The organism is Halopseudomonas bauzanensis, from assembly GCF_900114735.1.
GTDB lineage: Bacteria > Pseudomonadota > Gammaproteobacteria > Pseudomonadales > Pseudomonadaceae > Halopseudomonas > Halopseudomonas bauzanensis.
This window is the reverse complement of record NZ_FOUA01000001.1, coordinates 633,969-646,644: the sequence shown is the minus strand read 5'-3', so window position 1 is coordinate 646,644 and position 12,676 is coordinate 633,969. Positions and strand designations below refer to the sequence as shown.

Annotated in this window: 8 protein-coding genes; all 8 read left to right on the top strand. The window is 62.1% G+C overall.

The annotated features are described in order from the left end of the window. Window positions 1–56 precede the first annotated feature (56 nt). The 8 genes from nirB (at window position 57) to gspE (ending at window position 12,674) form a co-directional block, all read left to right on the top strand. Window positions 57–2,615: a nitrite reductase large subunit NirB gene (gene nirB, locus BM267_RS03010; protein ID WP_074777934.1), complete on the top strand. Its 2,559-nt coding sequence runs from the start codon at window positions 57–59 to the stop codon at window positions 2,613–2,615. After that, window positions 2,615–3,019 (top strand): nitrite reductase small subunit NirD, encoded by a 405-nt coding sequence (gene nirD / locus BM267_RS03005; RefSeq protein WP_036988625.1) that lies wholly within the window; start codon window positions 2,615–2,617, stop codon window positions 3,017–3,019. The genes nirB and nirD overlap by 1 nt, the downstream gene beginning before the upstream one ends. A gap of 22 nt (window positions 3,020–3,041) precedes the next feature. Further along, window positions 3,042–3,866 carry a formate/nitrite transporter family protein gene (locus tag BM267_RS03000; RefSeq protein ID WP_036988630.1) on the top strand — a complete coding sequence of 275 codons (825 nt, stop codon included), beginning with the start codon at window positions 3,042–3,044 and terminating at the stop codon, window positions 3,864–3,866. Then, complete coding sequence (locus tag BM267_RS02995; protein ID WP_051610706.1) at window positions 3,863–5,638, top strand: bifunctional protein-serine/threonine kinase/phosphatase; 1,776 nt, start codon at window positions 3,863–3,865, stop codon at window positions 5,636–5,638. Before BM267_RS03000 ends, BM267_RS02995 begins: the two co-directional genes overlap by 4 nt. A gap of 123 nt (window positions 5,639–5,761) precedes the next feature. Next, on the top strand, window positions 5,762–7,855 hold the full coding sequence (locus BM267_RS02990) for a PhoX family protein (RefSeq protein ID WP_036988631.1): 2,094 nt from the start codon (window positions 5,762–5,764) through the stop codon (window positions 7,853–7,855). Window positions 7,856–8,228: 373 nt separating this feature from the next. Further along, on the top strand, window positions 8,229–9,092 hold the full coding sequence (gspC, locus tag BM267_RS02985) for a type II secretion system protein GspC (protein WP_051610707.1): 864 nt from the start codon (window positions 8,229–8,231) through the stop codon (window positions 9,090–9,092). Between the two features lie 13 nt (window positions 9,093–9,105). Then, entirely contained in the window at window positions 9,106–11,154 is a 2,049-nt protein-coding gene (gspD, locus tag BM267_RS02980) for a type II secretion system secretin GspD (protein ID WP_051610708.1), read from the top strand. A gap of 8 nt (window positions 11,155–11,162) precedes the next feature. Further along, complete coding sequence (gene gspE, locus BM267_RS02975; protein ID WP_051610906.1) at window positions 11,163–12,674, top strand: type II secretion system ATPase GspE; 1,512 nt, start codon at window positions 11,163–11,165, stop codon at window positions 12,672–12,674. The last annotated feature ends 2 nt before the right edge of the window (window positions 12,675–12,676 follow it).

Sequence of the window (12,676 nt, the reverse complement as noted above, 5' to 3'; positions counted from 1 at the left end):
GCATGCCCCTTGCTCTAGTTCCTGCATAACTTGGTTTGAGCGAAGAGGGAAGGCTTATGAGCGGGGATGTCATTTCAACCCGGCGGGAAACGCTGGTGGTTATTGGCAACGGCATGGTGGGCCACCATTGCGTCGAGCAATTGATCGCGCTGGGCGCCTTGTCTCATTACGAAGTCCATATCTTTGGTGAAGAGCGCCAGCGGGCCTATGACCGGGTGCATCTGTCCGAGTACTTCGGCGGGCGCGATGCCGAGTCGCTGGCAATGGGGGAGCAAGCGCTCTACCAGCAGCCGGGTGTACATCTGCACCTTGGTACGCCGGTGTTGGAGATCGACCGTGATCATCGGCAAGTAGTCACGGCCAGCGGCCGCACTGCTTACGACCAACTCGTGCTGGCGACCGGCTCCTTTCCCTTCGTGCCACCGATCCAGGGCGCCGAAGGTACTTCAAGGCTGGTCTACCGGACCCTGGATGATCTGGATGCCATTCGGCAGGCGGCTGATGGCGCCCGTCGCGGAGTGGTGGTCGGTGGTGGTCTGCTCGGACTGGAGGCGGCGAACGCGCTGCGATCCCTGGGGCTGGAGGCCCATGTAGTGGAGTTCGCGCCGCGGTTGATGCCGGTGCAGCTGGACGCTGAAGGCGGCGCCGCGCTGCGAGCGCGGATCGAGGCGTTGGGCGTGGCGGTGCATTTGTCCCGCGCCACCAGCGCGATCATCCGGGGTGACGAGTACCGCTGGCGGATGAATTTCGCCGATGGCGAGCATCTGGAAACCGATCTGGTGGTGTTCTCCGCCGGCATCCGGCCGCAGGATGCGCTGGCACGCAGCGCGGGACTGAACATGGCGGAACGGGGCGGTGTGGTGGTGGACAATCACTGTCGCACCAGCGACCCGGCCATCCATGCCATCGGCGAGTGCGCCAGCTGGAATGGGCAGGTATTCGGGCTGGTCGCGCCGGGCTACCAGATGGCCCGGCTGGTGGCGGCGCGATTGCTTGGCCAGACCGGCGAGCCGTTCACCGGGGCGGATATGTCGACCAAGCTCAAGCTGCTCGGCGTGGATGTTGGCTCTATCGGTGATGCCCAGGGCGCTACCCCCGGATCGCGCAGTTACCGTTTTATCGACGAGGCCACCGCCGCCTATCGTCGGCTGGTGGTTTCTGCGGATGGCCAGCATGTGCTCGGTGCGGTACTGGTCGGTGATAACAGTTACTACGATACCCTGCTGCAATATGCGCAGAACGGTATCAAGCTGCCGCAGGAGCCGGCCAGTCTGATCCTGCCGCAGTCCGGGGGCAGCCCGGCGCTGGGCGTCGATGCGCTGCCGGCGGCGGCCACCATCTGCTCCTGCCACAACATCAGCAAGGGCGCGGTGTGTTGCCAGGTCGACGCTGGCGTCACCGACCTCGGCGAGCTGAAAGCCAATACCAAGGCCGGCACCGGCTGCGGCGGCTGCAGCGCGCTGCTCAAACAGGTCTTCGAGCATGAGCTGAGCGCACGGGGCGTGGTGGTCGATCGCAGCCTGTGCGAGCACTTCGCCCATACCCGCCAGGAACTCTACGACATCATCCGCGTAGAGGGTATTACCCGTTTCGAACAGGTGCTGGCCCGGCATGGCAAGGGCGAGCTCGGCTGCGACATCTGCAAGCCGGCAGTGGGCTCGATCCTCGCCTCCTGCTGGAACGAGCCGGTCATGGATCCGGCGCTGGTGCCCCTGCAGGACACCAATGACACCTTCATGGCCAACATGCAGAAGAACGGCACCTATTCGGTGGTGCCGCGCATCGCCGGTGGCGAAATCACCCCGGAAAAGTTGATCGTGCTGGGCGAGGTGGCGCGCAAGTACGATCTCTATACCAAGATCACCGGCGGCCAGCGCATCGACCTGTTTGGCGCCCAGTTGCATGACCTGCCGGATATCTGGGGCGAGCTGATCGCAGCCGGCTTCGAGACCGGTCACGCCTACGGCAAGTCGCTGCGCACGGTGAAATCCTGCGTGGGCAGCACCTGGTGCCGCTACGGCGTACAGGACAGTGTCGGCATGGCTCTGCAGCTGGAGCATCGCTACAAGGGCCTGCGCGCGCCGCACAAGATCAAATTCGGCGTATCCGGCTGCACCCGCGAATGTGCCGAGGCGCAGAGCAAGGATATCGGCGTGATCGCTACCGACAAGGGCTGGAACCTGTACGTGGCAGGCAACGGCGGCATGCGCCCGCGCCACGCCGAGCTGTTTGCCACCGATCTGGATGACCAGACCCTGGTGCGCTACATCGATCGCTTCCTGATGTTCTACATCCGTACCGCCGACCGGCTGCAGCGCACCTCGACCTGGCGCGAAAGCCTCGAGGGCGGGCTGGACTACCTGAGAGAAGTGATTATCGAGGACAGCCTGGGACTGGCCGCCGAGCTGGAAACCCAGATGCAACTGGTGGTTGACCGCTATGAATGCGAGTGGACCAACGCCATCAATGACCCGGAAAAGCTCAAGCGTTTCCGCACCTTCGTCAACGACGGGCGCGGCGATCCGGACATCCATTTCGTCAAGGAACGTGGCCAGCGCCGTCCGGCGCGCGCCACCGAGCTGACGCTCATCCCGGTTACCGAGGAGGCACTCTGATGACCCAGGCACAAGCACTCAGCATCGAACCGAACGACCCAGTCGCCCATTGGCACACGCTGTGCCATCGGCAGGATCTGGTGGCCAATTCCGGCGTGGTCGCCTGGTTCGCCGGTGCCCAGATTGCACTGTTTCATCTGCCGCAGGGCGGATCGGGTGGGCAGGTCTACGCCATTCACAATCGCGATCCGCAATCCGGTGCCAATGTTATCGGTCGAGGAATGGTAGGCCGCATCAAGGATGCGGCGGTGGTGGCGTCGCCGCTCTACAAACAGCATTACCGGCTGGAGGACGGGCAGTGTCTTGAGCAGCCAGACCAGGCGCTGCAGGTGTGGCCGGCCCGGCTCAGGGGGGATCGGGTGGAGATCTACGCGCCCGGTAATCGCAGTGCGATGAACATCTGACCCTTACATAAGGAAGCAACCCATGTCCTATCTCGTTCCTGTTGAATTCGTTACCAAGATGGTTGATGCCGGTGAGTCCAAGCTGTTCATGTCCACCCGCGACACGCTGATCCGGGCCTTCATGGCCGGCGCCATTCTTGCCCTGGCAGCGGTGTTCGCCATTACCGTGACCATCCAGACCGGCTCGCCATTGCTGGGCGCGGTGCTGTTTCCGGTTGGTTTCATCATGTTGTACCTGATGGGGTTCGACCTGCTCACCGGGGTCTTCATGCTCACGCCCCTGGCTTTGCTGGACCGGCGCCCGGGGGTAACCGCGGGCAATATTCTGCGCCACTGGGGCTGGGTATTTCTCGGCAACTTTGCCGGTGCATTGACCGTGGCGTTCATGATGGCCTTCGTCTTTACCTATGGCTTTTCCATTGAAGCGGGGGAGATCGGCGCAAAGATCTCGCATATCGGTGAAAGCCGTACCCTGGGATATGCAGAGTATGGTGCGGCCGGCTGGGCGACGATCTTCCTACGCGGCATGCTGTGCAACTGGATGGTCTCGCTGGGCGTGGTCGGTGCGATGATTTCTACTACCGTCGGTGGCAAGGCCATCGCCATGTGGATGCCGATCATGCTGTTCTTCTACATGGGCTTCGAGCATTCGGTGGTAAACATGTTCCTGTTCCCCTTCGGCATGATCATGGGCGGTGAGTTCTCGGTGATGGACTACATGATCTGGAACGAGATCCCCACCGCACTGGGCAACCTGGTGGGCGGCCTGGCCTTTACCGGACTGACGCTCTACACCACCCATATCCGCACCGCACCCAAGCGTGCGCAACTGCGCCAGGCGGCATGACACTCACCAGGCAAGCCCGACCGGATGGCGGTCGGGTGTCACCGTCGCCGCGTCTGGATATCGCCCTCGGTCAGGCTTCTGACCGAGGGCGCAAGGACATCAATCAGGACTTTCATGGCGCCTGCCTGCCGGCCGAGCCCCAGCTCAGCACCAAGGGCACGGTGGTGGCGCTGGCCGACGGCATCAGCAGCAGCGCGGTCAGTCATATTGCCAGCCAGACAGCGGTGGCGGGGTTTCTGGAGGACTACTATTGCACGCCCGATGCCTGGTCGGTACGCAAGTCGGCGCAGCGGGTGCTGGCAGCGATCAACGCCTGGCTGCATTCGCAGACGCGCCAGGGTGAATATCGGCATGACGCTGACCGCGGCTATGTCTGTACCTTCAGCGCGCTGATCATCAAGTCCGCGACCGCCTACCTGTTCCATGTGGGTGATGCGCGGATCTACCGGCTTCGGGGTCATGATCTGGAGCAACTTACCCGGGATCACCGCCTGCGCGTATCGGCTGACACCAGTTACCTGGCCCGCGCCCTGGGCGTCGGCCCGCACCTGGAGATCGACTATCTGGCGCTGCCTCTTGAACGCGGCGACCTGTTCATTCTGGCCACCGATGGCGTGCACGAGCATATCGATGCGCCGCGGCTTGGGAGCTTGATCAGTGAGCATGAAGAGGCCTTGCAGGCGGCCGCCGAGGGCATCATTGAACAGGCGCTGGCGCGGGGCAGTGATGACAACCTGACTGTACAGCTGCTGCGAATTGATGAGCTGCCGGCACCGACCGTGCTCGAACACAGCCGGCAACTGACTGAGTTGCCGCCAGCGCCCTTGCTGGAAAGCCGTGCGGTTTTCGATGGCTACACCATTGAGCGCGAGCTGCATGCCAGCAGCCGCAGCCATGTTTATCTGGCCACGGATAACGAGTGCGGCGAACGCGTGGTGCTGAAGGTGCCGTCCATCGACCAGCGCCAGGATCTGGCCTCGCTGGAGCATTTGATGCTGGAGGAGTGGGTCGCCCGGCGGCTGCACAGTCCCCATGTGGTGAGAGCAGCGCCGGCCCGTCAGCGCCGCTATCTGTATGCCGTCAACGAGTTCATTGAAGGCCAGACCCTGCATCAATGGATGCTCGACAACCCGCTGCCAGAGCTGCAGCGGGTGCGCGACATCGTCGGGCAGATCGCCCAGGGGTTGCGTGCTTTCCATCGCCTGGACATGCTGCACCAGGACCTGCGGCCACAGAACATCATGCTCGATCACGCCGGCACGGTTAAAATCATCGACTTCGGCTCGGTGCGGGTCGCCGGTATCGATGAGATTGACGGCGGGGCCCCGCAGAACCCGGTGCCAGGCACGGTGCAATACGCGGCGCCGGAATATTTCCTGGGCTTGGGTGGGTCGCCGCGCTCAGACCTGTTCTCGCTGGGTGTGATTGCCTACCAGATGCTCACCGGCACGCTGCCCTATGGCACCGAGGTGGCCAAGGCATCCACCCGGACGGCGCAGTTGCGGCTGGGCTACCGGAGCGCCTTGCAATACCGGCAGGATCTGCCCGTCTGGCTGGATGAGGTGTTGAAGAGAGCTGTGCATCCCGACCCCAGCAAGCGTTACGCCGCGCTATCCGAGTTCACCTTCGACTTGTGCCAGCCCGGCGGCGCACGCCTCGCCACGCAGCGCCCATCCCTGCTGGAGCGCAACCCCGTTGCCGTATGGCAGAGCGTTGCGCTGCTCTTATCAGTGGCGCTGCTATTGGCGCTTTCCAGGATCGCCGGCAGTTGATATCACCAGGCGATCATTGTGCCTTCTTTTGGTCTCCAAACCTTCATTCAATAGTCGTTCAGCTTTCATCTGCCGCTTGCATCCTCTAGCGATCATAACCATAGCCTGCAGAGGGAAGATCGGATGTCTGAGGAAAATCGCAACAATGTCATCATCGTCGACAACGGCAACGGTGATGAGCCGCAGCTGGATTACTCTGGTAACAGAAGCTTCGCCAGTGTCCTAGAGGCGCGGCTGGCTCGGCGCACCGTACTGAAGAGCACCGCCGGTGCCGCGGCGCTGGGTTTCATGAGCCTGGGGCTGGCCGGTTGCCTGAGTAGCGATAATGATGACGATGACCGCGCTCCGGGCGGCGGTGATGGCGGCGAAGCCGGCCCACTGCTTGGCTTTACTGCAATACCGACCAGCGAGTCTGATGACATCGTGGTGCCCGAAGGCTACAGCTTCCAGGTGATCTTGCCTTGGGGGGCGCCGATCCTGGGTGCCATGCCGGCGTTCGCCATCGACAACACCGGCGAAGACCAGGGCATGCAGATGGGTTCGCACCATGACGGCATGCACTTCTTCCCGATCGAAGGCGAAGAGCCGTTCGAAGGCAGCTCCGATGAAGGTCTGCTGGTAATGAACCACGAATACGTCGAGCCGCGTTTCATGCACGCTGACCATATCGGTGTGACTTTAAGTAGCGGCGCCGTTGTCATGCGTGATGATGGTACCCGTGACCGCGATCAGGCGCTCAAGGAACTGAACGCCCATGGCGTCTCGGTGGTACACGTGCAAAAGCGCAGTGACAACCGCTGGGAGCATGTGCAGAGCGACTACAACCGTCGCATCACCGGTCTGACGCCCATGGAGATACATGGCCCGGTGCGCGGCAGCAATCTGGTGAAAACCAAGTACAGCCCGGAAGGGTTCGCGACCCGCGGCACCCTGAACAACTGCGCCATGGGCGTTACCCCTTGGAACACCTACATGGCCGCCGAGGAGAACTGGGCTGGCTATTTCGGTAATCGCGACGAGACACTGCCCCGTGAGCACCAGCGTTATGGTATCCGTGCCAGCGACAGCCGCTACCGCTGGGCCCTGGCCAACGGCGGTGGGGAGGAGTTTACCCGTTTCGATGCCACCAGCACGGGTGCCTCCGCTGCCGACGATTACCGCAATGAGCCGAATTGCTTCGGCTGGATGGTCGAGATCGATCCCTTCGATCCGCAAAGCATCCCCAAAAAGCGCACCAGCCTCGGCCGCTTCGGCCATGAGGGTGTGGTCTTCGGCCCGGCCGTGGACGGTGAGCCGGTGGTCTGCTATTCCGGTGACGACTCGACCAATGAGTTCATCTACAAGTTTGTCAGTGAGCAGCCGTTCCAGAAAGGCGTTACTGATGGCTCCATTCTGGATACCGGTACGCTGTATGTCGGTCGTTTCAATGACGACGGTAGCGGTGATTGGCTGCCCCTGGTGCACGGCCAGAACGGCCTGACTGCACCTGAGTTTGCCGATCAGGCCGATGTACTGGTCAATACCCGCCTGGCAGCCGGCATTGTTGGCGGCACTCCGATGGACCGTCCGGAATGGGGTGCTGTCGACCCGAACAACGGTGACGTGTACTTCACCCTGACCAACAACAGCGGCCGCTCAGAGGCCAACGGTGCCAACCCGCGTACCCAGAACCGCCATGGTCATATCGTTCGCTGGGCTGAAGCCGACGGCAACCATGCCTCAACCACGTTCGCCTGGGATATCTTCCTGTTCGGCGGAGACGCCGGTCAGAGTGGCGTGGATAACCTCAAGGGTAAAGGGCCCGACGGTGAGACGCTGACCGCTGACAACCTGCTCAGCTCGCCGGATGGTCTGTGGATCGACAAGGACAGCCGCGTCTGGATTCAGACCGATATCGGTGAAGGCAGCCAGAACAGCGGCGTATTCGAGGTGTTCGGCAACAATGCCATGCTCTGTGCCGATCCCAAGACCGGTGAGATGCGCCGCTTCCTGACTGGTCCCGTCGGTCAGGAAATCACCGGCGTGATCACCACCCCGGATCAGAAAACCATGTTCATCAACGTGCAACACCCGGGCGCCACCACCACCCCGGAAGAATGGGGCGCGGGTCAGCGCTATGTGCGTAGCTCCTGGCCGGACCGCAATCCGGTTCGCGTGCCGCCCCGTTCCGCCACTGTGGTGATCTGGAAGGATGACGGTGGTGTGATCGGCAGTTGATCCAGGCATTACCTTCAGAATGGCTGCGGCGCAGTTAGGCCGCAGTCATCCCTGAATCCCCTCCCAGGTATTCTGCTTCACCTTCTTGCCACCCGATCGGTACGTTTTAGCATGATGACCGTGGCGGCGGCATGAGACATCTATCCCATTTTGTTTCACCCAAACAGGTTATTGAGCACGGTCTTGCCGGGCCGGTAGCGTGCTGGGGCTCTGCTATGCAAACAAGGGGGTTGCCGGTGTGTGGCAAATTCGTGACAATCATGCGACTGAAAGCGCATTTCAGGGATATAACAATAAAACTGCAAAGAAAGATCGGTAGCCTTTGGCGGCTGATCGTGTGGCCCTTCGGCCACTGGCTTTGCCTGGAGAACGCATGCCACTGGTAGCCCGCTTCACACTGGATTCTGTGGTCAGGTTTTCAACCTTCGTGTTGGTGGCTATCACTGCTGTTTTGCTGGGACGTTTGACCTGGGCCGTGCTGGAGCCCGCAAGCATCCTGCCGGCAGCCGACGCCCCAATGACCATGAACTTGCCTGCAGAAACCGCGCCTGTTCGCGGCGGTTTCGCTGAACTTGCCAGCCTGTCGGTATTTGGTACCGCCGCCGTCAAGGCTGGTAGCCGTGCGCTGAACGCACCGGATACCTCTCTTAGCTGGTCGCTCAAAGGGGTGCTGTCCGACCCCGATCCGAGCCGCAGCGCGGCCATTCTTCTGCCCCGCGGTCAATCTGAGAAATTGTATCGCGTGGGTGCCAGCCTGCCAGGGGACGTGACCCTGCAGGAAGTGCTGGCCGATCGCGTTATCCTCAATCGCGGCGGCCGTCTGGAAACCCTGCGACTGAAACGCCATGACACTGCCGGCTCCACTGCCGGCAGTCGCCGGGCGCCGGCGCTGCCCTCGACCCCATCCGCTGCGCTCGCTGCCGATGGCGGCGAGCCGCGTATCGACCGGAATGCCTGGATCGACAATCCCCAACGCTTCCTTGATGTGATCAGCGCCAACCCGGTGATGCAAGACGGTGCGCTGTACGGCCTGGAGGTCAGCCCGGCACGCAATGCCCGCGAATTCGAAGCAGCGGGGCTGGTTGCCGGTGATGTCATCACCGAGGTCAACGGCAGCCCGGTATCCGACATCAGCGATTACCGTGATCTGCTGCAGGAACTTGCCGACGCCAGTTCGGTATCAGTGTCTCTGGAACGTAACGGAGAACCGATGAACATAACGATTAGCATGGACTGAGACCAGGATGCCTATGTTGTTTGCGAAAAGCCGTTACACCTTGCCGCTGGCCTTGAGCCTGAGTCTGCTGAGCGGTGCCATCATGGCTCAGGCGCCGGTGGAGCGGGGAGACGGTGACGAGCTGGTACTGAACCTGAGGGATGCCGATATCAATGGCTTGATCGAGATCGTCAGTCAGGAAACCGGGATCAACTTCATTGTCGACCCGCGGGTGCGCGGCCAGGTCAATGTAGTCTCCGGCCAGGCAATCAAGCGCGACGAACTTTATGATCTGTTTCTGGGGGTGCTGAAATCCTACGGCTTCGCTGCAGTCTCCGGGGCTGAGGGCACAGTGCGTATTGTCCCCGAGGTACAGGCCAAGGAGAACGAGGTGGGCACCCTGGAACGCAACAGCCGGGGGGATGAATTCATTACCCATGTGATCAGCGTACGGCACCTCGATGCCAGCCAACTGGTGCGTATCCTGCGGCCGCTGGTGCCCAAGGGTGGGCACCTGGCGGCGGCCGCTGAATCCAACTCGCTGGTGATTGCCGATACCGCGGCCAACGTACGGCGGATTGAAGCGTTGATCCAACGGATCGATCAGGAATCCATGGAGGAATTCGAGGTGATTGCGCTGGAGCACGCCTCGGCGTTGGACCTGGTGCGTATCACCGAAGGCCTGCAAGCCTCATCACCGGAGGAAAATGCCTCCAAGCGGGTGCGCATGATTGCCGACGAGCGCACCAATACCGTGGTGCTGCTGGGCGATCCGCAGAGGCGTCTGGCCTATCGCGCGATGATCCGCCAGTTGGACGTGGCTGGGGATGAGGGCAATACCCAGGTACATTATCTGCGCTACGCCAAGGCCGAGGATGTTGCCGAAGTGCTGAGAGGGATCGCTGAAGGCCGCGATGTGGAAAACGGCGCAGTGGGTAGCAGCAGTTCATCGAGCAGCGGCACATCATCCGGCTCCTATGGGTATGGCAATCAGAGCAGCCGGGTGCGCATCCAGGCGCACGATAGCACCAACTCGGTGGTCATCTACGGGCCGGCCGAGCTGACCCGGGAGATGTCGCAGATCATTCGCCAGCTGGATATCCGCCGGGCCCAGGTTCTGGTTGAAGCGGTGATTGCCGAGGTGTCCTACGACCGCGCCAAGGAACTGGGTGTGCAGTGGGGCTTCGCCAATGAGGGTGCGGGTGTGGGCGTGATCAACTTTGCCCGCGGCGGCGGCGGTATTCTCAATCTGGCGGCTGGTATCAATGGCTTCCTGGAGGGCGATGTCACCACGCCGCCGTCGCTGTCTGATGGCGCTACCCTGGGCGGAGTGGGCACCATCGGCAGCACCCAGATCGGGCTGCTGATCAATGCCCTGCAGGGCGACAGTTCAAGCAACATTCTGTCTACCCCGAGCTTGCTGACGCTGGATAACGAGGAGGCGGAAATCGTGGTCGGTCAGAACGTGCCCTTCATTGTCGGTCGCTCGGTGGAAAACTCCGGTCAGGCCTTCGATACCATCCAGCGTGAGGACGTGGGTATCAAGCTGCGGATTCGTCCGCAGATCAACGAGGGTAACGCGGTGCGCCTGGAAATCGCCCAGGAAGTGTCGCAGATTGCTCCCGGCGCCAGCGGTGCGGCGGACCTGATCACCAACAAGCGCAGCCTCAATACTCACGTCATGGTCGATGATAACCAGCTCATCGTGCTGGGTGGTCTGATCGATGACCAGATGGTAGAAACCCGTGACAAGGTGCCACTGCTCGGTGATATACCAGGTCTTGGCCGGCTGTTCCGCTACGATACGGCCAACGTGGAAAAGCGTAATCTGATGGTCTTCCTGCGGCCGGTGATCGTGCGCGACACCGCCGTGGCAGAAAGCCTGACCCATGCGAAGTACAGCTACATCCGCGATCAGCAATTGAAAGAGCAGGGCCGCAATGACAGTCTGTTGCCGCGTAGCGACATGTCGGTACTGCCGGACTGGAACTACCTGCTGACCCTGCCGCCGCCCTTTGAGAACGCCAGCTCGGACAACCTGGCGGTGAAAGCGCCGATTCCCGCACCACCGGGGGCAAGATGACGGTGCCGGTGAGCGACGCTGATATCAGCGCGGTGCTGCCCGAGGTGGCGCTGCAGGCCGAGACCGATTACCGGTTCGCCCGGCGATTCGGCGTGCTGCCCGGCCAACTGCGCGAAAACCAGTTGGATGTGTTCGTTCGTGCCGACTGCGACCCGCAGGCGCTGCTGGAACTGCGCCGGCTGGCTGGGCACCCGTTGCGCCCCATCGTGCTGGATGATGATGCCTTTGCCGCTCGCCTGCGAGACCGCTATGAGCGTTCGGCCAACGATGCCATGCAGTTTGTCGAGGGCCTGGGCGAAGACGCTGACCTGATGTCCGTGGCCCAGTCCCTGGCCGAGCCGGAAGACTTGCTCGAATCCCAGGACGAGGCCCCGATCATCCGCCTGATCAATGCGCTGTTGTCCGAAGCGGTCAAGGAGAACGCCTCGGATATTCATATCGAGCCCTTCGAGAATCGCCTGTCGATCCGCTTGCGGGTCGACGGTGTGCTGCGTGAGGTATTGGAGCCGCCCCGGGCGCTGGCGCCGGTTATCGTCTCGCGGATCAAGGTCATGGCCAAGCTGGATATCGCCGAAAAACGCCTGCCCCAGGATGGCCGCATCGGCCTGCGACTGGTCGGCCGGGCGGTGGACGTGCGGGTGTCGACACTGCCGTCCGGGCATGGCGAGCGGGTGGTGCTGCGTCTGCTGGACAAGCAGGCCGGGCGGCTCGAACTGCGACATCTGGGCATGTGCGATGAGCATTATCAGTCCATGGAGCGGGTTATCAGCCGGCCCCACGGCATCGTGTTGGTGACCGGGCCGACCGGTTCGGGTAAGACCACCACGCTGTATTCGGCGTTGATGCGCCTGAACGACCGCAGCCGCAATATCCTCACCGTGGAAGATCCCATTGAGTACTACCTTGACGGTATCGGCCAGACCCAGATCAACACCAAGGTCGACATGACTTTCGCCCGGGGCCTGCGCGCTATCCTCCGTCAGGACCCGGATGTGGTCATGGTCGGCGAAATCCGCGACGTGGAAACCGTACAGATCGCCATCCAGGCCAGTCTCACCGGTCACCTGGTATTCTCGACGCTGCACACCAATACCGCCGTGGGTGCGATTACGCGCTTGCGGGACATGGGCATCGAACCTTTCCTGTTGTCGTCCACCCTCAACGGGGTGCTGGCCCAGCGACTGGTGCGGACCCTCTGTCCGGACTGCCGCAAACCGCATACGGCCACGCCCAGCGAGTGTCGACTGCTGGGCGTGGAGCCGGCCGCCGCGCCCACTCTGTATAGTCCGGTGGGCTGTTCGCAGTGTAACGGTGGGGGCTATCGCGGGCGGACCGGTATCTACGAACTGATCGAAATCGACGATACCCTGCGTGGTCTGATCCACGACGGTGCCAGTGAACACGCCATGGTGCGGCATGCGCGACTGGCCCAGATGGGCATTCGGCAGGATGGTTTGCGCCGGGTACTGGCCGGCGATACCACGCTGGAAGAAGTTCTGCGCGTCACCCGGGAGGACTGAGC

Bases quoted from the DNA above. Each gene is read 5' to 3' on its own strand.
- nirB (WP_074777934.1), top strand. From the start codon at position 57: ATGAGCGGGGATGTCATTTCAACCCGGCGGGAAACGCTGGTGGTTATT.
- nirD (WP_036988625.1), top strand. From the start codon at position 2,615: ATGACCCAGGCACAAGCACTCAGCATCGAACCGAACGACCCAGTCGCC.
- BM267_RS03000 (WP_036988630.1), top strand. From the start codon at position 3,042: ATGTCCTATCTCGTTCCTGTTGAATTCGTTACCAAGATGGTTGATGCC.
- BM267_RS02995 (WP_051610706.1), top strand. From the start codon at position 3,863: ATGACACTCACCAGGCAAGCCCGACCGGATGGCGGTCGGGTGTCACCG.
- BM267_RS02990 (WP_036988631.1), top strand. From the start codon at position 5,762: ATGTCTGAGGAAAATCGCAACAATGTCATCATCGTCGACAACGGCAAC.
- gspC (WP_051610707.1), top strand. From the start codon at position 8,229: ATGCCACTGGTAGCCCGCTTCACACTGGATTCTGTGGTCAGGTTTTCA.
- gspD (WP_051610708.1), top strand. From the start codon at position 9,106: ATGTTGTTTGCGAAAAGCCGTTACACCTTGCCGCTGGCCTTGAGCCTG.